Source organism: Agarivorans sp. Toyoura001, from assembly GCF_005405585.1.
GTDB lineage: Bacteria > Pseudomonadota > Gammaproteobacteria > Enterobacterales > Celerinatantimonadaceae > Agarivorans.
Window position 1 is genome coordinate 97,952 of record NZ_BJEQ01000007.1, and the last position, 18,663, is coordinate 116,614.

At 45.2% G+C, this 18,663-nt stretch carries 17 protein-coding genes; 8 read left to right on the plus strand and 9 right to left on the minus strand.

Features of this window, described 5'->3' with window-relative positions:
- Positions 1 to 159 precede the first annotated feature (159 nt).
- The 3 genes from FFR00_RS21815 to FFR00_RS10670 all read right to left on the minus strand — a co-directional run bounded on the left by FFR00_RS21815 (position 160) and on the right by FFR00_RS10670 (position 4,026).
- Positions 160 to 333 carry a hypothetical protein gene (locus FFR00_RS21815; RefSeq protein WP_201798731.1) on the minus strand — a complete coding sequence of 58 codons (174 nt, stop codon included), beginning with the start codon at positions 331 to 333 and terminating at the stop codon, positions 160 to 162.
- Positions 334 to 482: 149 nt separating this feature from the next.
- Positions 483 to 2,243 carry an alkaline phosphatase gene (locus tag FFR00_RS10665; RefSeq protein WP_137673384.1) on the minus strand — a complete coding sequence of 587 codons (1,761 nt, stop codon included), beginning with the start codon at positions 2,241 to 2,243 and terminating at the stop codon, positions 483 to 485.
- A gap of 154 nt (positions 2,244 to 2,397) precedes the next feature.
- Complete coding sequence (locus FFR00_RS10670) at positions 2,398 to 4,026, minus strand: alpha-amylase family glycosyl hydrolase (protein WP_137673385.1); 1,629 nt, start codon at positions 4,024 to 4,026, stop codon at positions 2,398 to 2,400.
- A gap of 289 nt (positions 4,027 to 4,315) precedes the next feature.
- Between FFR00_RS10670 and rlmF the strand changes: the two genes are divergently transcribed.
- Together rlmF and FFR00_RS10680 are read left to right on the plus strand one after the other, a co-directional pair.
- Positions 4,316 to 5,275 (plus strand): 23S rRNA (adenine(1618)-N(6))-methyltransferase RlmF, encoded by a 960-nt coding sequence (rlmF, locus tag FFR00_RS10675; RefSeq protein WP_137673386.1) that lies wholly within the window; start codon positions 4,316 to 4,318, stop codon positions 5,273 to 5,275.
- Between the two features lie 79 nt (positions 5,276 to 5,354).
- Positions 5,355 to 6,239 (plus strand): PA4780 family RIO1-like protein kinase, encoded by an 885-nt coding sequence (locus tag FFR00_RS10680; protein ID WP_137673387.1) that lies wholly within the window; start codon positions 5,355 to 5,357, stop codon positions 6,237 to 6,239.
- A gap of 25 nt (positions 6,240 to 6,264) precedes the next feature.
- Here the strand turns inward: FFR00_RS10680 and FFR00_RS10685 are convergent, their stop codons facing one another.
- From FFR00_RS10685 to ilvG, 5 genes are all read right to left on the minus strand, one after another.
- The gene (locus tag FFR00_RS10685; protein WP_137673388.1) at positions 6,265 to 7,002 is read right to left on the minus strand and encodes a hypothetical protein; all 738 of its coding nucleotides are present in this window, start codon (positions 7,000 to 7,002) and stop codon (positions 6,265 to 6,267) included.
- Between the two features lie 146 nt (positions 7,003 to 7,148).
- The gene (ilvA, locus tag FFR00_RS10690; protein WP_137673457.1) at positions 7,149 to 8,684 is read right to left on the minus strand and encodes a threonine ammonia-lyase, biosynthetic; all 1,536 of its coding nucleotides are present in this window, start codon (positions 8,682 to 8,684) and stop codon (positions 7,149 to 7,151) included.
- Between the two features lie 64 nt (positions 8,685 to 8,748).
- The gene (gene ilvD, locus FFR00_RS10695; RefSeq protein ID WP_137673389.1) at positions 8,749 to 10,596 is read right to left on the minus strand and encodes a dihydroxy-acid dehydratase; all 1,848 of its coding nucleotides are present in this window, start codon (positions 10,594 to 10,596) and stop codon (positions 8,749 to 8,751) included.
- 36 nt (positions 10,597 to 10,632) lie between these two features.
- The gene (gene ilvM / locus FFR00_RS10700) at positions 10,633 to 10,905 is read right to left on the minus strand and encodes an acetolactate synthase 2 small subunit (protein ID WP_137673390.1); all 273 of its coding nucleotides are present in this window, start codon (positions 10,903 to 10,905) and stop codon (positions 10,633 to 10,635) included.
- Entirely contained in the window at positions 10,905 to 12,563 is a 1,659-nt protein-coding gene (gene ilvG / locus FFR00_RS10705) for an acetolactate synthase 2 catalytic subunit (protein ID WP_137673391.1), read from the minus strand. Before ilvG ends, ilvM begins: the two co-directional genes overlap by 1 nt.
- A 505-nt stretch (positions 12,564 to 13,068) precedes the next feature.
- Between ilvG and FFR00_RS10710 the strand changes: the two genes are divergently transcribed.
- From FFR00_RS10710 to FFR00_RS10725, 4 genes are all read left to right on the plus strand, one after another.
- A complete protein-coding gene (locus FFR00_RS10710; RefSeq protein ID WP_137673392.1) occupies positions 13,069 to 13,518 on the plus strand; it encodes a DUF192 domain-containing protein in 450 nt (149 codons plus the stop codon).
- A 59-nt stretch (positions 13,519 to 13,577) separates the two neighbouring features.
- Positions 13,578 to 14,141 (plus strand): sugar O-acetyltransferase, encoded by a 564-nt coding sequence (locus FFR00_RS10715; RefSeq protein ID WP_137673393.1) that lies wholly within the window; start codon positions 13,578 to 13,580, stop codon positions 14,139 to 14,141.
- A 10-nt stretch (positions 14,142 to 14,151) separates the two neighbouring features.
- The gene (locus tag FFR00_RS10720) at positions 14,152 to 14,634 is read left to right on the plus strand and encodes a hypothetical protein (RefSeq protein WP_137673394.1); all 483 of its coding nucleotides are present in this window, start codon (positions 14,152 to 14,154) and stop codon (positions 14,632 to 14,634) included.
- A gap of 122 nt (positions 14,635 to 14,756) precedes the next feature.
- The gene (locus FFR00_RS10725; protein ID WP_137673395.1) at positions 14,757 to 15,173 is read left to right on the plus strand and encodes a CBS domain-containing protein; all 417 of its coding nucleotides are present in this window, start codon (positions 14,757 to 14,759) and stop codon (positions 15,171 to 15,173) included.
- 145 nt (positions 15,174 to 15,318) lie between these two features.
- Here the strand turns inward: FFR00_RS10725 and FFR00_RS10730 are convergent, their stop codons facing one another.
- The gene (locus FFR00_RS10730; RefSeq protein ID WP_137673396.1) at positions 15,319 to 16,119 is read right to left on the minus strand and encodes an ABC transporter substrate-binding protein; all 801 of its coding nucleotides are present in this window, start codon (positions 16,117 to 16,119) and stop codon (positions 15,319 to 15,321) included.
- A 152-nt stretch (positions 16,120 to 16,271) separates the two neighbouring features.
- Between FFR00_RS10730 and FFR00_RS10735 the strand changes: the two genes are divergently transcribed.
- Together FFR00_RS10735 and FFR00_RS10740 are read left to right on the plus strand one after the other, a co-directional pair.
- Positions 16,272 to 17,786, plus strand: a complete 1,515-nt coding sequence (locus FFR00_RS10735; protein WP_137673397.1) for a YifB family Mg chelatase-like AAA ATPase — start codon at positions 16,272 to 16,274, stop codon at positions 17,784 to 17,786.
- Positions 17,787 to 18,238: 452 nt separating this feature from the next.
- Entirely contained in the window at positions 18,239 to 18,637 is a 399-nt protein-coding gene (locus FFR00_RS10740) for a hypothetical protein (RefSeq protein WP_137673398.1), read from the plus strand.
- Positions 18,638 to 18,663: the final 26 nt, after the last annotated feature.

The following is an 18,663-nucleotide window of genomic DNA, read 5'->3' on the forward strand; positions in this document are numbered from 1 at the left end:
ATAAGCATTTGCTTCGAAATGTCTTTGGCTAGATCAGTGTTTCGGGCATCTATAATGCGTGCCACAATAGCCGAAGCTTCTATTTTTTGTGGTGTTTGCCCGGTGGCACCATAATCACGCAGCCTTCATGATCTGCGGTAGTAAATACCGTCCCTTGCTTCATTCCCCATTCACCCAGAGCAAAGCGCCATAGCTATCATGAGCGTAGTTATCAATTTCATTACTACGAAGTGCTGCTTGCATGGTTTCGTTGTTGGCGTAGGCGGCGATAAACATCTGGCTTAAGGCTGGAATATCACTGTAGTTCGCCGTTATTAAGGTGGGGCTAGGCATCGTAAGATCCTTCTTATGAGTAAGACACTAGAATACTCTGGATAGCCGAAACTCAAGCCTTAAATAACAGCATGGAGTGTGGGGAGTGGCAAAGGGAAAAATAACCCCAGTTTATACTGGAGTTATTACTACGCCGGTTACACCGAGTATTAGCTTAAGCTTACTGCTGGTGCTCCCGCAGTGCTGGTTGCACTAGCTCGTCGGCTGCCGAGTTCTTGATAGTTGGTGGACAAAATAGTGTCCACAAAATACCAATCGGCTTTGGCACTTTGCTGGGTAAAAGTCACGGTTAAAAAGCCGCGATTGAGAATATTCATGTATTTTAAACCGTCAATCAAAGACACAATACCTGCTTCGGCAGCGGGTGCAGCGGTGGCATCTATGCCTAAGTAGTATTCTAAGCCCGGTGAACTTACCGATGAAGTGGCAAATTCAACACCCACCACCTGGCCGCTTTTCTCAGCAAGCTCACTAGCCCAAGCGTTATGCGTATCACCAGCAAGTACCACTAGGTTTTTACCTTGCGCTTTAAAGCTTTGTAGTAAGATTTCACGCTCGTTTGCATAGCCATCCCAAGCGTCTAGGTTGTAGGGGACGTTTGGTAATTGCAGCTGAGCGATGACTTCAGGCGTTAATTTATCTTGGTTGGCAGCTAAATAACTTAGTTCATCAGCGGTGAGCGTAGGATCAGCTGCTTGAGCGCGGCCAGCCAACTGAGCTAAGGCACCCAACTCTGCGTATTGCTGAATCGACATAAGGTTAAGTGCTACTGCACCCGGTAGGTACATTTCGCCCATCAATACTTGTTGGCCAAGTACCTGCCAGCGACCGCTGGTGTTGCTGACGCTGTCTTGCAACCACTGTAATTGCTCTGCACCTAACATGCTGCGATTAGGGTCGTTTTGGTCTGCATGAAAAGCGGTATCGTTAAAACTACCGGTGCTTGAATCGACATAATCAGCAATATTTAGTTGCTTGTCTCGAGCAATAACGCGGGTATCTAACATATGTAAATCAACTAAGTCGCCAAACTTAAAACTGCGGTAAATTTCTTGATGGTTACCTTCTGACCAAGGGCGAATAGGCAGCCACTCAAAGTAAGCTTGTAGGGCATCGTTTTTACGTTGCTCAAAGTCACCTTCGCCTGCTTGGTGATTCTCTGCGCCATCGCGCCAAGTATCATTAGCAACTTCGTGATCGTCCCATACAGTGATAAATGGCACCATGGCATGCAGTTTTTGTAAACTGCTATCACCATGGTATTGGGCGTAGCGCGTGCGGTAGTCGTCTAAACTAAACAACTCGCCTTCAGGCAATACTTGGCGATTGAGTTGTTCGGCTTGTTCGCTGGCATAGCCGCCACGTGGGTATTCATAAATGTAATCACCGAGGTGCAATACCGCGTCGATATCTTCATGCTGAGTGGCTAAATCATAAACATTGAAATAGCCTGCAGGATAATTAGAACAAGACATCACAGCCAGTTTCACAGAGGCTGGCGAGCCTTGTACTAGGGTTTTGGTTTTACCTATGGCTGACAGGGTGCCAGCGCTGATAAAGCGATAGTAATAGTGTTGACCGGCTTCTAAACCAATAGCGTCTACTTTAACCGTATAGTCGCGGCTGGCGTTGGTGGTGGTATTGCCATTACTAATAATATTGGCAAAGTCTATATCTGTTGCGATCTCCCAAGCCACCTTAATGTTACCGGTGCGGGCGGGCGTTACGCGTGTCCATAAGATGACCGCATCAGCTAAGGGGTCGCCACTGGCTACGCCGTGGGTAAACTCAACAGGGAGCTCTGGTTCGATGGCGCTGCCGCATCCCATTAGGCCATAAGACACCACCGCTGCACCTGCACCTTTGGCAGACATGATTAAAAAATCTCGACGTGAAATTGGACTCGCCATTACAACTCCCTCAGTAAATAAAACTGGCCAGATATCTAAAAAGGAAGAGTGTGTGCAGAAAAGATGACAACTTAATTAAGTTGTCAAAAATAACAAAACCAATAATAAAAAAGCTCCTCGCTAAACTGCCGAAGAGCTGGTTCTGCTGCTTAGATTAGTACTGGTAAATCCTAATTTCCTGCGGGACTAAGCTTAAGTTTACTTGGCCTGCAGAAGTACTGCTGATATTGCCTGAGCCAAAGCCCGCCAGCGGAGTTAGCACCGCAGACTGTTGTTCAAGAGCAATGCTCGGGGTTTGGGCACTTTCGCTGTAGTTAAATACAACTAGCACGTTGCTGCCTGCTGTTGTGCGCGTAAAGGCCAGTACTTCACCTTGATTGAGTAATGTTAATTCACCATTGCGCAATGCCGGTGTGGCTTTACGCAGTTGAATAAGGTTTTTGTAATGATGGTAAAGCGAGCTGTTATCAGCCATTTGGCTTTCAGCGTTATAGTTTGCAGTGTTATTGGCAATTTCTCGATATGGCGTGGCTGAAGTAAATCCACCATCGGCTGTCCAGCTCATTGGTGCACGGAGTAAATAGTCGCCCCCACTGTTTTTGGTGTGTGCCATGCCTACTTCTTCACCGTAATAAATAAAAGGCTGACCTGGTAGGGTTAATAAGGTGGCAGCAGCCAAGCGATATTTAGCTTCGTTACCGGAAAATTGTTCGAATATACGTTGGCCTGCAAATGAATCATGATTAGCGAGTAATAAACCCATGCTATCTAGAGAGCTCTGGTTAAGCCAATAAGACATTGAAGTCTGATCACTTGAGCCTGAATTTACAGCCGACATAATGGCTTTATTCAGGTAAAAGGAAAACGCAGATCCACAAAAGCTTTGCTGAGCAGCGGCCAGTGAATCTGAAGAGTCTTCACAGATCATGTATCGATTACTGTAGTCCTCCATCACCAATTGTTGGATACCATACATAATCGCTGCGTTTTCCGGTTGTGCGGACCATTGATTAGGCCCGTTCTCGACTAAGTGGGTCATCGCGTCAAAACGAAAACCGTCCATTCCTGCATTTAACCAATAACGTAGATTGTTGTAATGAAACTGAATAACCTCTTCATTTTGTAAGTTAAAATCAGGCATATTGGGCTGAAAAATACCGTAATAAAAACCATATTGTCCTTTATGCCAAGATGAATCCCCAGACCAATTTGTCCATTTAGGATCGCTGTCTTGCCACATATACCAATCGCGTTTTCCGCCAGCATTATTGTTAGAGTCAGCAAATACTGGATTGTCACCAGAGCTGTGGTTAATGAGATAGTCGGCGATAACGCCAATTCCGCGGGCATGCGCTTGCGCTAAAAATTCATCAAAGTCTTCTCGAGAGCCGTAGTCGCTTTCGATGCTACGATAATCCACCACCTCATAACCGTGGTCTTTATCAGAGCTTTTACTAAAGGGGAGTAACCAGATACCTTCAACCCCCAAGTCTGCAATGTAATCTAGCTGAGAGGTAAGCCCTTTAAAATCTCCAATTCCATCGCCATCAGAATCTTTGTAGCTGCGTACAAAGATCTCCATAAACACTGCCCCTTTGTACCAATCTTTGGCTAGGGCGGGTTGGTCGTCTACAGCAACTGAACTCATATCAACCAGAGTATCGGCCTTAGCCTCACCCACGGGTAACTCGATGGGAGCGGGTGTTTCTGTGCTAGAACCACAGCCACTTAGGGCTGTAAGTACGGCAAGCGGAAGCGCACCGTATAGTAGGTGTTTAATCATTGTTTTTACTTTCCTTGTAACATTGCTGAAAACAAGGCTTGTGTTAAGTAGTGCTGGCTACGATGATCTGTGATTAATTTGTCATCTTTATTCACACAAGCGCTTTTTATATCAATTACTAATAATTGATGATGATATTTTTCACTATATTGTTTTTTTTATCACCACTGTTGATCACATATTTATCAATAGTGTTGAGTTTGGCTTTATCTCGATCGATACAAGCCTTTGCTCGCGCTTCGCTTTATAATGGTGGAGTATTTATAAACCTTTAGGCCTTTGCTGATTAATGCGAGATAAAAAAACAGCCCGTCCAGCCACTAAAAGTCAGTTGCACCCGCGCAACAAACATCGCCAGCGTTATGATTTTCCTGCGTTGATAAGCTCTTGCCCTGAATTGACCCGCTTTGTGGCAGACAATCAATATGGTGATGCGTCTATCGACTTTTTCAACCCTGACGCAGTACGTTGTTTAAACAAGGCTTTGTTGAAGCACTTTTATGCGATTGATGGCTGGAGCATTCCTAAACATAACCTTTGCCCGCCCATTCCTGGCCGTGTTGATTATGTGCATTACTTGGCTGATTTATTGGCAATATCGAGCAAAGGAAATGTTCCTACAGGCAAGGCCATACGCTGCATCGATATTGGTGTTGGGGCAAACTGTGTTTACCCTTTGGTGGGCGCCAGTGAGTATGATTGGTCGTTTGTCGGTAGCGATATTGAAGCCGCATCGTTGCGCTCGGCCGGATTAATTTTGGCAGCCAATCCTCAGTTAGAGCGCCAAATCGATTTACGTTTGCAAACCAATAAAAAAGCTATTTTTAACGGTATAATTCAAGCCGCTGAGCGTTTTGATTTAAGTATATGTAACCCGCCTTTTCACCGTTCGGCAGCGGAGGCTAAAGCGGGAACGCAGCGTAAGCAAACTAACTTAAAAGCCTCGTTGAAACATAAAGATAGCTTGAATTTTGGCGGCCAAAGCAACGAGCTATGGTGCCCAGGAGGAGAGCTAAGCTTCATTAAAAATATGATCAGTGAAAGCCAGCAATTTTCGGCTCAAGTATTGTGGTTTACTAGTTTGGTATCAAAAGAGGCTAATCTTAAGGCAATATATCAAGCGTTGAAGCAGCAAAAAGTGGCGCAATTTGAAACCATAAAGATGGGCCAAGGTAACAAAGTGAGTCGCTTTGTCGCGTGGACTTACCAAAAACCAGAACAACAAGCGCAGTGGCTTTTATCATCATGAGCCTTGCTGTTGTTTTTGTCGTTTCAGCATCGTTAATCAAGGTGCTGAATCTATTAATTATTAGTGATAAAAGAGAGCAATGAAAACGCCTAAAAGAATCCAGCCTTTAGTTGATGATGGCTTAGTAGATGAAGTGAAAAGCCAGCTGATGAGTGGCAAAGAAGCCTCGGTTTACGTGGTGCGCTGCGGCGATAAAATCCGCTGCGCTAAAGTGTATAAAGATGCCAGCCAGCGCAGTTTTAAACAGGCGGTGGCTTATCGTGAGGGGCGTAAAGTACGTAATAGTCGCCGTGCTCGAGCGATGGAAAAAGGCTCTGGTTTTGGTCGTGAGCAACAGGAAAAAGTGTGGCAAAGTGCCGAGGTTGATGCTCTGTATAAGCTAGCTGCAGCAGGTGTGAGAGTGCCGGAGCCTTACGGCTGCTTTGATGGCGTGTTGTTGATGGAGTTGGTGACCGACGATGAAGGTTATGTGGCACCGCGACTAAATGATGTACTGATGTCTGAAGAGCAAGCTTTGGAAGACCATCAAACCATGATTGGTTACATTGTAAAAATGTTGTGTGCGGGTTTGATACACGGAGATTTATCAGAGTTCAACGTGCTGGTGGATGAATATGGCCCCGTGATTATTGATTTACCGCAAGCAGTAGATGCTGCTGCTAACAATAACGCCGAGTGGATGCTTGCGCGTGACATCAATAACATGCGCGACTATTACACCCAATTTGCGCCTTCGCTGGCCAGCACCGAATATGCCAAAGAGATGTGGGCACTGTTTGAAAAAGGCGAGTTAACTGCAGATACCGAACTGACCGGAGAATTTACTCAGCAGGACACCGTGGCAGATATTGCGGCGATTATGCAGGAGATTGATGCTGCTCGCGAAGAAGAGTTGGCGCGCCGAGAGCGAATTAATGAAGCCCAACAAGGGGTAGATGAAAGTAAATTTAACTGGGCTGATTAATCTAATCTGCCCAGCGTGTATTGGCTTAGATATTCACATTTGCACTGGTGTGAAATTCTAACAAGGTATTTGCGGGGATTTGCACCGCTCCACCCCGAGTTATTAGGGCTAATCCTGCACCTACCTTGGCGCCGTCTTTAGCGCCATCACTACCGTTTATTAAGCCGCCAATGGCTGCACCGCCAGCGGTTTTTTTCACGGTGTTTTTGGCTTGTGCGTCACCTAAGCCATTAAAGCTATTGGTTTGAATAGCGATACGTTGGCCATTGATTGTGATGTCGGTTAAAGCAATGCTTAAGCTAGATTTACCCGCTAAACGACCCGCTTGTTCGCTTTGTATTACCTTGCCGTAAACCGTATCGCCAGTTTTTGCGATAAGGTGTCCACCTACCGATAAATCACCCTCTAGTTTGCCTGAAAAACGATGGCCAGAGCGATGTTCACGGCTACTAATGGCGGTATCTAAGCTTACCATTAAGGGGGTACCTGCCGGGATGTGCGTTATAGCTGAAGCGGCCTTACTATTTTCTACCGGAGCTGGCTCAGCTTTCGCTGGGGCAGTAAAAGAAACGTCTAGGTCTTTAACGTCGCTGGTGCTAAACGTCATGGCGTTGCCAGCCATTTCAAACTGAATATTCTCTGCATCGCGACTAAGCAAGGTACCTTCAAGCACACTGCCATTATTAAGGGTGAGAGTGTCGGCGCTAAGATTAAAGCTAATAGCGGCGATAAATACGCTAACTAAAGGAGTCGTCTTCAACATGGTTTGTTTATCCAGTATCTAAAAGAAACAAGGTATCTTTTTACCAGTTGAGTAGAGATAAAGCCTGTGATGAGACCGATTAACCCGATAAATATCAATTATCGGGCTGATGGGATCTTGAGCTGCGGTTCTAGATTAACGCAAGGTTATTGCTGTGCCAGGAAAAACTGGTAAGCGGTATTATTAGTTTCGTCGCGATAATCAAAACCAAGCTGCGCTAAGTGCTTGCTAAAAGCCTGTTGATCACTGTCTTGCAGCTCAAAACCGGCTAAGACTCGCCCGTAGGCAGAACCGTGGTTACGATAATGAAATAGAGTAATATTCCAATGTGGGCCAAGGGTACGCAGAAACTTAAGCAAAGCGCCGGGTTGTTCTGGGAATTCAAAGCTATATAAGCGCTCGTTTAGCTTCGCGCCCGGGTGGCCGCCCACCATATAGCGAACATGCTGCTTAGCGAGTTCATCGTCACTTAAATTCGCCACTTGGTAGCCACTGTTATTGAGCGTATCTAATAGTGTTGGCAGTTCGGTATCGCTGTTGCTTACTCGAATACCGACAAAAATACTGGCCTGCTGTTCACTGGCATAGCGGTAGTTAAACTCGGTAATTGCGCGACCACCTAAATGCTCTACAAATTCCAAATAAGCACCTTGGCGCTCGGGAATATTGACCGCTAATACCGCTTCTTTTTTCTCGCCTAGTTCAGTGCGCTCTGAGACATAACGTAGATTATGGAAATTTACATTAGCACCGGATAATACCGCCGCTAAACGTTGATCCTGAAGCTTGTGTTGTTGAGCGTAGGCTTTTAAGCCGGCTAAGGCTAAAGCGCCAGAGGGCTCTGAGATAGCACGAGTATCTTCAAATATATCTTTTACAGCAGCGCATATCTCATCAGAGTTTACCGTGATGACTTCATCTAAATACTGCTGACATAAGCGAAAGGTTTCTGTGCCAATGAGCTTTACTGCCACACCATCGGCAAACAGGCCCACTCGCTCTAAAGGCATTGGCTTTCCTGCAGCCAACGCTGCCTGTAAGCAGGCTGAGTCTTCGGCTTCTACGCCAATAATCTTAATGTGTGGCATCAGTTGTTTAATGTAAACAGATACGCCAGCGGCAATTCCGCCACCACCTACTGGCACAAACACCGCGTCTAGGTGCATGTCTTGCTCAAGTAGTTCTTTACCAATGGTGCCTTGTCCGGCAATCACATCTACATCGTCAAAGGGAGGTATGAGGGTATAACCGTGCTCGGCGGCTAGCTGTTTGCAATAGTGGCTGGCTTCGTCAAAGTTGTCGCCGACTAAGCGCACATCTGCGCCCATGGCACGAACTGAATCCACTTTAATATCGGGCGTAGTGGTAGGCATAACAATGATGGCGGAAATATTTAAACGCTGTGCCGACATTGCCACACCTTGCGCATGATTACCCGCTGATGCAGCAATCACTCCTCGCTGGCCTTGCTCTTGGCTAAGTTGCGCTATTTTGTTGTAAGCCCCACGCAATTTAAACGAATGCACACTTTGTCGGTCTTCACGTTTGAGAAGAATGTTATTGCCAATTCGCTTCGACAGTTTGTTCATGTCTTGCAGCGGGGTGACTTGGGCAATTTCATACACTGGCGAAAGCAGGATTCGGCGAAGATATTCGTTAGCGGAGGGGAGGTGTTGCGTCATCATATAACCTTAAAAAAATAAGCCCGGCGTACCGGGCTATTTACGCAAACTTTCTAGTGCAAAACTAGTCTAGTTTGCTTTGATCGCGAATTGCGCCTTTGTCTGCACTGGTGGCAAAGTGGGCGTACATTTTCAGTGAAGTACTCACCTCACGAATACGGCCAATCGGTCGCCAAGCATCGCTGCCTTTTGCTTCCATGGCTGAGCGACGTGTTGCTAGCTCTGCATCACTCACTTCTAGCACAATGCTGCGCTCAGGAATGTTGATGTCGATAATATCGCCCGGCTCAACCAAAGCGACTATGCCACCGCTAGCAGCTTCTGGTGAAACATGGCCAATCGATAGACCAGAAGTACCACCAGAGAAGCGACCATCGGTAAGTAGGGCACACTTCTTACCGAGTCCCATAGATTTCAAGTAAGAGGTTGGATACAACATTTCTTGCATGCCTGGGCCACCTTTAGGGCCTTCGTAGCGAATCAATACCACGTCACCTGCTTTAACGGTGCCGTCTAAGATACCGGCTACTGCATCATCTTGGCTTTCAAAAATACAGGCTGGGCCACGAAATACTAAGTTGTCGTCATCTACGCCTGCGGTTTTAACAATACAGCCATCTAAAGCTATGTTGCCTTTCAGTACTGCTAGGCCACCTTCTAAACTAAAGGCGTTTTCAAGGCTACGAATACAGCCTTCTGCGCGGTCAGTATCTAACTCATCCCAACGGCAATCTTGGCTAAAGGCTTTAGTGGTGCGAATACCCGCAGGACCAGCGCGATAGAAATCTTTTACGGCTTGATCTTGGGTTTGCATTACGTCCCATTTAGCCAAGGTATCAGCTAGGGTGCCTCCCATTACATTTGGCTCGTCGCGGTTAATTAAACCGGCGCGATCTAGCTCGCCTAAAATACCCATAATACCGCCCGCGCGGTGTACATCTTCCATGTGGTATTTGTTGGTTGATGGGGCAACTTTACATAACTGAGGTACCTTACGAGACAGCTCATCCATGTGGTCCATGTTGTAATCTACGCCAGCCTCTTGGGCGGCGGCCAATAGATGCAATACAGTATTGGTTGAGCCACCCATGGCAACATCAAGTGTCATGGCATTTTCAAACGACTTAAAAGTAGCAATAGAGCGCGGTAGGGCACTTTCGTCATTTTGTTGGTAATAACGATTACACAAATCTACGATGCGTTTACCGGCGTTCACGAATAATTTTTCGCGATCGGCGTGAGTGGCCAGCATAGAACCGTTACCTGGTTGGGCTAAGCCGAGCGCTTCGGTTAAACAGTTCATTGAGTTGGCGGTAAACATGCCTGAACACGAGCCACAAGTTGGGCAAGCGCTGCGCTCAACTTTTTCACTGTCTTCGTCAGAGACGTTTTTATCTGCGCCCATTACCATTGCGTCAACCAAGTCTAACTTAATGATTTGGTCGCTAAGTTTGGTTTTGCCAGCTTCCATTGGACCGCCAGACACAAAGATAACTGGAATGTTGATGCGCATAGCCGCCATTAACATGCCTGGAGTAATTTTGTCACAGTTAGAAATACACACCATGGCATCGGCACAGTGAGCGTTTACCATGTATTCAACAGAGTCGGCGATTAAATCGCGCGACGGTAGGCTATACAACATACCGCCATGACCCATGGCAATACCGTCGTCTACAGCAATGGTATTAAATTCTTTGGCTACGCCGCCTGCATCTTCAATTGAGCGTGCAACCAGTTGGCCAAGATCTTTAAGGTGAACGTGACCCGGTACAAACTGAGTGAAAGAGTTCACTACCGCAATAATTGGCTTACCAAAATCTTCTTCTTTGGTTCCTGTTGCTCGCCAAAGGGCGCGAGCTCCGGCCATGTTACGGCCTTCGGTGGTGGTGGCACTTCGCAGTTTAGGCATTGCGGTTTACTCCGTTAATCTGTGTTTGCTATTTGTTTAGGCAATGGCCGCTTCTGGCGAAGCCACTGCTTGTAATTGCTTTAATGTTACTTGCTCTACGTCGAATAACTTCACTAATTGATTAGTGAGATGCGCTATTGGACGCTCGCTAGTGACGGTTAGTTCAATCGCATAACCCGCAGGCAGGTGCTGAACCTCATGTTCAATGTGCATCGATTGTACTAAAAAACCACGGTGACGTGTCACTCGTAATACACGTTCTAATACATCGGCTTGGCTGCGGGTAGTAATGGTTAGTGAATGTTGCATTAGCAGTCCTCCATCATTTTGTCGTTGGCCACACCCGGTGGCACTAATGGCCACACGTTTTCCTCAGCATCAATTAATACATGCAGCAGGTAAGGGCCGTCGCTATTTAGCATCCGTTGCAGTGCAGCGTGAACATCAATTTTATTGCTAATGGTTTCACCCGGAATGTCAAAGGCAGAGGCCATTTTTACAAAATCGGGGTTGTCATCAAGAATGGTTTCGCTAAAGCGCCCATTAAAGAATAGATCTTGCCACTGGCGCACCATGCCTAAGCGATTGTTATCGATTAGCAACATTTTAACGGGTAACTTAGCGCGTTTAATAGTGGTGAGCTCTTGTACATTCATCATGAACGAACCATCGCCAGATACGTTAATCACGGTATCGTTAGGGCGAGCAAACTGAGCGCCAATAGCCGCGGGCAAACCAAAGCCCATAGTGCCTAAGCCAGCGCTAGAAAGGTGATTTTCTGGGCCGTCAAATTGCATATGCTGAGCCACCCACATTTGGTGCTGGCCAACATCACAGGCTACTACGGTGTCTTTGTTGATCATCTTGCTTAGTTCGTTAAGCATTGCTGGAGCAAAAATATGTGCGCCAGGGTGATCATAGCGCCATGCAAAATCATGCTTACGTTGGTTTACCGTAGCTTGCCAAGGGGCTATGTCGCACTTGCCATGCAGTTCTGGCAAGGTGAGTTTTAAATCGCTATCAAGGGCAACATCTGGCTCACGGCGTTTTCCAAACTCACTGGCATCGGCGTCTAAGTGAATGACCTTAGCATCTGGTGCAAATTCATCTAACTTGCCGGTAACGCGGTCATCAAAGCGAGCGCCAATAACAATCAGTAAGTCGGTTTCTTGAACACTTAAATTAGCGGCCTTAGTGCCGTGCATACCCAACATACCCAAGTAGTAAGGCTGGTCTTCTGTGATTGCGCCAATACCCTTAAGCGTGCTCACACTAGGGATTTGGCTATCTGTTAAAAACGCACGTAATTCGCTTACTGCGTTCGCCATACCTACTCCGCCACCCACGTAGGCCATGGGTTGTTTGGCTTCGGAAATTAATCGCTTGGCTTGAGCGAGTGAACTGGCATTAGGCGCTGTGGCTGGTTTAGCCGAGGCCACGTAGGCTAGGCTTTCTTCCACTTCGGCCAGTTGAATATCTTTAGGCACATCAATTAATACTGGGCCGGGGCGGCCACTAGTGGCAATTTCAAAGGCTTGCTCAATGGTGCGCTTTAGCTCTTTAACATCAGTGACCATAAAACTGTGTTTGGTCACCGATAAAGACATGCCTAATACGTCGACTTCTTGAAAGGCATCTGTACCAATCACAGGTTGGGCAACTTGCCCGGTAATGGCGATTAAAGGAATAGAGTCTAATTGTGCCTCAGCCAGGCCGGTGACAAGGTTGGTTGCGCCAGGCCCAGAAGTAGCGATACATACGCCTACTTTTAGTCCACGGTTAGCCCCTGCGCGGGCATAACCCACTGCAGCCATTGCCGCACCTTGTTCATGGCGCGTCAGCATGTGCTTGACCCCACCATCATAAAGCGCGTCATAAAGCGGCATAATTGCCCCACCGGGATAACCAAATACTTGTTCAACGCCCTGTTGTTTCAGAGTCGCTACAATTTGTTGAGCACCATTCATCACTACTTCCTTTCCACCGTTAACAAAAAACCCCCGAGCTTTGCAGCGCGGGGGTTTGGTGTTGTTTGCTTGTTTCAGTTACAACAGCGCATCCCCGCGAGGTGACAGAATAATCACCACAAGGACCACGCTAATAATTAGTGCAACTGAAAAAGACATATTTAAAACTTTCCTAAAGCATTGGTTAACAAGTACCACAGGATAAAATGTGATTCAAGTCCGCTTTATCTGTGAAAAGCTCTGCTTTCTGTATACTTAATATACAAAATGAAGTGCCATTAGCTGCTTTGTGTTTTAGTTGTAGTTTTATATTTTATTTAACTCTTTGGTCATGGTTATATCTGTTGTATCTCTAGCATATTATTCATTGCTAAATTGACTGTTTTTCTCCCAACTTTTTTGCAGAATGGGCCTAATGAGAAATCACTTAGCCTTATTGCGTGTTGATGGTGATATCTGTCATGGTTAGGTCACAGTACGCTAAAGTAAGCAAAGGATCTTAGATATGGGCATTGGCAAACCATCACATTGGATCTTTTTGTTGAGCTTTTTGCTGAGTGTTAATGCTACGGCAACGCCTGAAAAAGTGACGTTCTCTAGCGTTGAAGTAAGGGTTAAACAACAAGTCTATGTATTGGAATATGCATATAGTGGAGAACAGCGCACTCGAGGGCTAATGTATCGTCAGTCTCTGTGTGAAGACTGCGGAATGTTATTTAACTTTCAGCAGCCTAAGCGCGCTGGTTTATGGATGAAGAACACTTATCTCCCACTGGATGTTGCTTTTATCCGTCAAGATGGACGTATTTCTGAAATTTGTTCTATGCAAGCTCATGACGTTCGGTTAACCGTTGCTAAACAGAATATTCTTTACGCTTGGGAAATGAACCTAGGGTGGTTTAGTAAAAATGCAATCCAGGTCGGAGATATGGCGAGCATAAAACCGCTAGAATAAGTTATTGAAACTAAAAGATATCGTGATTTTTGCTGTGAGTTTTCACTCAAGAGGTAGGCATGACAGAAAAAGAAAAGATGTTAGCGGGGAAGCTGTATTTAGCCTTTGATGGCGAGTTAGTTGAAGATCGCAATATTGCCAAGTCACTGTGTTACGAGCTGAACTTGTTACACCCAGAGGAAGATTTACGTGCCGAAGTGCTTGCCGAGTTATTGCCTAATAGTTTAGATCCTTGGATAGAGCCGCATTTTTACTGTGACTACGGTTATAACATTACCACTGGCAAAAACTTTTACGCTAATCATAATTGCGTGATTCTCGATGGTGCGCCAGTGACGATTGGTGATGATGTCATGTTTGCACCATCTGTCAATATTTCCACAGCCACTCACCCTTTAAATGTTAAGCAGCGCACCGAAGGTTTAGAAACCGCATTACCGGTGACCATTGGTAACAACGTTTGGGTAGGCATGGGAGTGAATATACTACCTGGAGTCACCATTGGTGACAATGCAGTGATTGCCGCGGGTGCCTTGGTGAATAAAGATGTTGCGGCCAATACTGTGGTGGCAGGTGTACCGGTCAAGTATCTGCGTGACGTGCCAGAAGATGAAGACCAGTGAAGGGTAAGTTGTGCAAACAGTTTTAATTGAGCATTTTATTCGCAGTTTTTCTTATGACGAATTTATTACTTTGTTAGTCCCCGATATCGAGCGGCAGAGGCCAAAAGAGATGTATTTTCAGTATTTGGGGCAAGATAAAAAAGTAACGTTAAAGCACCTTATGTGGCATACCTATACCTTGATAGATTCGATTCAGTCTTTTGGTTATGTAAATTTCACAATGGATAGTGTCAAATACTCAGTAAATAAAGATGAAGATAGTGGATTAAATTGTCTGGCACTGTTGCATGAGAAAGTAATAAGGCAGCGCCTATTGAACTTTCCTATCACCGAGGGTGAGCATATTGGCTTTGGCATAGTAAATAGTGTTGCTGCTTATCTAACAGAGCAACATGCAATGCAAAAGCAGTTGGCTAGGGTAGTTTCATTTTGGATTATTATCGCGTTGTTTCACTTTCAAGAGCAATTATTGCTTAAAAGCTTACCAAACTAATAGTGGGCTTTGAGGTGTTTTACATCTATGCCTATCAATCTAATAGTTATAAGCCATTTCTTATCTGTCTTGGTTTGTAATACCGTTAAGTTGTAATCTTAAAGGCCCTTGAAGGAGGTCTTATGCAACAGCTTAATGTTCGACACTATATGCGTACTCAGTTACTTAGCTTTACTCAAGAGCAAAGCATTAACCAAGCCAGTGACGCCCTAACAAAATCCCAGCAACTTGGTGCGCCAGTGGTTGATGCCAAGGGTGCCTTAATCGGTTGGTTATCAGAGTTAGACTGCGTAACCCAAATGCTGCAAGCCGGTTATTACTGTGACCAAAGTGCCTTAGTGAAAGACATCATGCGCACAGAGGTATTAAGTGTTGGCCCCGACGAGAATATTCTTGATTTGGCTAAAAGCATGACCGACAACAAACCGAAGAGCTATCCGGTGGTTGAAAATGGCAAATTACTGGGTTTAATAGAACGCAAGGCAGTATTAGCCGCGCTACATAAACAACAGCAGCAATGTTTTAGCGTAAAGCAGTAGAAGCGATTAATGGCGCTTTATTCAACTGAGAACGTTGATAAGTGCCTCTTCTTTTCGAGAGCTTTCATTTTGCTTTTACCTAAAGCTTTTTAGGCCGATTCTAAGAAGCGGAAAATATTGATTCTCTTAAACGCTCAATATCAACTTACTCGAGATCTCTGAAGCGTTCTTGGTGAGGATTGGGTTCTTGGCTTTCAAGGTATTGGCTGACAATCCGGTCATAGGTACCATTTTCTTTAATGATATAAAGCCCTCTATTGAAGCCATCGCATACTTCGCGATCCCAAAACACGTTATAAAAACCAAACTTCTCACCAAATATTTTTGACACCACGTACTCAGTATCGGAGTTCTTATATTCTGTTCTCGCTTTAAAATAGTTGAAGATTTCATGGGCTAAAACAATCACATCTACACGTTCTTTAAACAGCATTAAGATTTGAGATTGTTGTTTTGAGGTTTCTTGGTATAGAGATTTCTCCTTGTTTGATAGCGCTATGCGCTTATAGTCATCGCCATAAAATAGGCTGGCTCGTTGATGCGCCAATATCGACTTATCTTGTAAATCATTAATCGTTGAAATATCGAGACCTGTCTTGTTTAAGTGTATTGCGACGGTTTGATATTCGGGCAGCACGATATCGGAATAAAAAACCTCAATATCTTTAAAGTTTTTTAAGGTAACAATGGCACCATCAATTTGCTTTTGGCGAAAGGATATCGGCAGGCGTCCGTAGGGATAGCTAGTAAATTCTACCTGATAACCGGCAATAGTGAGGCTCTCTCGCACTATATCCACTTCGGCACCAGAAAACTTGTCGCCCTCTACAATGCTGTAAGGCGGAAAGTCAGCCACACCGATCAAAATGACATTATCCTTCGCTAAGCAAAGAGAGCTACTCATAAGCAATAGGCAAACGGTGAAGGCGCTGCGGATCCATATCATAAATTAAAATATAGCAGTTGCTGAAGCAAAAACGAGCACACTCAAGAGGGCCATACTCACTAGAAAAGCTGCTAGGTTAGTGAGGGGCCATTAATGACACTTTTATTAAAATACGACTAGTATCAAAGGTGTTATTAATTGTTGGGAAAATTATGGGTTTAGCGATTGTTAAAACATGTACTTTGGTAGGCATGGAAGCCTTAAACGTTACCGTAGAAGTTCATTTGGCCAACGGTTTACCAGCCTTTAGTATTGTGGGGTTGCCAGAGACCTCGGTTAAAGAAGCGAAAGACAGAGTGCGTAGTGCGATACTAAACAGTGGCTTTTCTTTTCCGGCAAAACGCATCACCGTAAACCTTGCCCCAGCAGACGTTCCTAAAAGCGGAGGTCGATTTGATTTACCTATTGCGATAGGCATCCTCGCTGCTGCTGGCGATATTCCGCTAGCTTGTTTAAACGATATGGCTTTTTGTGGAGAGCTGGCGCTTTCCGGTGCTATTCGCCCAGTTAGCGGTGCCATTGCCACGGCACTGTCTATAAGCCAGCAGCATCTCACTTTAGTCACTAGTGAACAAGACGCTGACGCCGCAGCACGGGTGCCTGAGGTGAAAGTACATGGCAGCGCCAGCCTGCAGCAGCTTAGCGCTGGTTTAAATGGTCAAAGCGCTTTTAATCTGTTGGCTGCAAGCCCCATTGAGCCGGCATTAAGCAAGCTAGAGTTAGATATGAGTGACGTGCAGGGCCAGCACTTAGCCAAGCGTGCTTTAGAGCTGGCTGCGGCAGGGGCACATCACTTATTGATGTTAGGCCCGCCGGGAACGGGCAAGACCATGTTGGCCAGCCGTTTACCGGGTATTTTACCTAGCCTAAGTGAGCAGCAGGCAATAGAGGTCGCGGCGATTAACTCGGTCAGTGCCCAGCAAAGAGAGCTTGAACAATGGTATATACCGCCATTTAGAAGCCCACATCATAGTGCGTCTATGGTGGCTTTAGTGGGCGGAGGATCAAACCCAAAGCCGGGAGAAATTACTCTGGCTCATCATGGAGTGTTATTTCTAGATGAGCTACCAGAGTTTGCCCGCAGTACCCTAGATGCCCTGCGTCAGCCCCTAGAATCAGGCGAGGTACATATATCACGCGCTGCTTTGCAAGTTCGTTTCCCTTCGCGTTTTCAGCTCATAGCAGCCATGAATCCGTCGCCCTGTGGATATTACCAAGGCCAACAATTGCGCAGTAACCCCGATCAAATCCTCAAGTATTTGAGTAAGCTTTCGGGTCCATTTCTAGATCGCTTTGATTTAAGTGTGGAGGTGGCTGAGTTACCGAAAGGCAGTTTAAGCCAACACTCTAGTGGTGAGTCTAGCGAGGCAATCAAACAACGGGTTATTGCAGCCCGTAAATTACAAATGCAGCGCAGCGGTAAACTCAATAGCCAACTCTCGGGTAAAGAGTTACATAAACATGCTTTTCTTGGTGCTGAAAATAGCGACTTTTTAGAAAGCAGTATTCGCCAGCTTGGGCTTTCTGCACGAGCATTTCATCGTGTTTGGCGCTTGGCCAGAACCATTGCCGATCTGAAACAACAATCAGATGTTAAACGCAGTGATCTTGTGGAAGCACTAAGTTATCGTGCTATGGATCGATTGTTAAAACAATTAAGCTACTAATATTCACTTTATTTTGACTATTTTCTGTTGAGTCTCTAGTGGCTATAAACTTTTTGTCACAGTGCTGGCGCTGCTTGAGCGCCTTTTTTTGTTCCGTAAAGAAATGAATACAACAAAATGGCGCAGAAATTGTATAGCTATCTGTGTTCAATTTATTGACACTTAATTAGAATGAAAAGAAAGATAACGTTTTCATAAGCTGCTGTTTTTGAAGTACTATGTGAGTTATAAACATAGAGTTATTGATAGCTGTTTATAGGAACCACGGGTGTTCAAGCTCTTTTAAAGAGTAAATGAAATATTAAAAAAGAAAGGCAGTAAGGTCAGAAACATGACTTTCACCGAAAAATCGTTAAACGGGTGTTTACAAGGTGATAGCTGCTACTTAAAGTGCAAACGTGAATAACCCGCATAAAGAGGTTATCGCGCTAATAAAAAAGGAAGGAATTACGATGATGAAATGGATGGTGATAGGCATTTCTCTATTGTTTGCTGCGAGCGCTAGCGCTCAAGAAGTTAGAATTTGGTTACAATCAGGTAGTGAATCGCAATGGATGGAGTTAAGTGATTTACAGATACAGAATACAGATGGCAGTTTAAAAAACCGCATAGTAGCTTTAGATAGCAAAGGAAAACGTTTGTTTATGCCCCTAAGTGAGTTGGCATTCATTCAAGCAGATAATCAGTACTATTATGTATCTAATCAATATATTGCAGTAACCCACAGCGGCGCTAAGTTTAGCTTGCCAAGCCAAGATGATGACGTAGGTATGTTTGTGGCTAAAAATGGCTTTGGTGGATACACCACCTTTGACTACTCGGCATTACGTCGAATTATCTTCTCTAAATAGTTTCCTCATTCTGTCTAGAAAGAACC

What these genes read in the sequence shown, in the direction of transcription:
- FFR00_RS21815 (WP_201798731.1), bottom strand. Translation starts at nt 333, where the DNA reads ATGCCTAGCCCCACCTTAATAACGGCGAACTACAGTGATATTCCAGCC.
- FFR00_RS10665 (WP_137673384.1), bottom strand. Translation starts at nt 2,243, where the DNA reads ATGGCGAGTCCAATTTCACGTCGAGATTTTTTAATCATGTCTGCCAAA.
- FFR00_RS10670 (WP_137673385.1), bottom strand. Translation starts at nt 4,026, where the DNA reads ATGATTAAACACCTACTATACGGTGCGCTTCCGCTTGCCGTACTTACA.
- rlmF (WP_137673386.1), top strand. Translation starts at nt 4,316, where the DNA reads ATGCGAGATAAAAAAACAGCCCGTCCAGCCACTAAAAGTCAGTTGCAC.
- FFR00_RS10680 (WP_137673387.1), top strand. Translation starts at nt 5,355, where the DNA reads ATGAAAACGCCTAAAAGAATCCAGCCTTTAGTTGATGATGGCTTAGTA.
- FFR00_RS10685 (WP_137673388.1), bottom strand. Translation starts at nt 7,002, where the DNA reads ATGTTGAAGACGACTCCTTTAGTTAGCGTATTTATCGCCGCTATTAGC.
- ilvA (WP_137673457.1), bottom strand. Translation starts at nt 8,684, where the DNA reads ATGACGCAACACCTCCCCTCCGCTAACGAATATCTTCGCCGAATCCTG.
- ilvD (WP_137673389.1), bottom strand. Translation starts at nt 10,596, where the DNA reads ATGCCTAAACTGCGAAGTGCCACCACCACCGAAGGCCGTAACATGGCC.
- ilvM (WP_137673390.1), bottom strand. Translation starts at nt 10,905, where the DNA reads ATGCAACATTCACTAACCATTACTACCCGCAGCCAAGCCGATGTATTA.
- ilvG (WP_137673391.1), bottom strand. Translation starts at nt 12,563, where the DNA reads ATGAATGGTGCTCAACAAATTGTAGCGACTCTGAAACAACAGGGCGTT.
- FFR00_RS10710 (WP_137673392.1), top strand. Translation starts at nt 13,069, where the DNA reads ATGGGCATTGGCAAACCATCACATTGGATCTTTTTGTTGAGCTTTTTG.
- FFR00_RS10715 (WP_137673393.1), top strand. Translation starts at nt 13,578, where the DNA reads ATGACAGAAAAAGAAAAGATGTTAGCGGGGAAGCTGTATTTAGCCTTT.
- FFR00_RS10725 (WP_137673395.1), top strand. Translation starts at nt 14,757, where the DNA reads ATGCAACAGCTTAATGTTCGACACTATATGCGTACTCAGTTACTTAGC.
- FFR00_RS10730 (WP_137673396.1), bottom strand. Translation starts at nt 16,119, where the DNA reads ATGATATGGATCCGCAGCGCCTTCACCGTTTGCCTATTGCTTATGAGT.
- FFR00_RS10735 (WP_137673397.1), top strand. Translation starts at nt 16,272, where the DNA reads ATGGGTTTAGCGATTGTTAAAACATGTACTTTGGTAGGCATGGAAGCC.
- FFR00_RS10740 (WP_137673398.1), top strand. Translation starts at nt 18,239, where the DNA reads ATGATGAAATGGATGGTGATAGGCATTTCTCTATTGTTTGCTGCGAGC.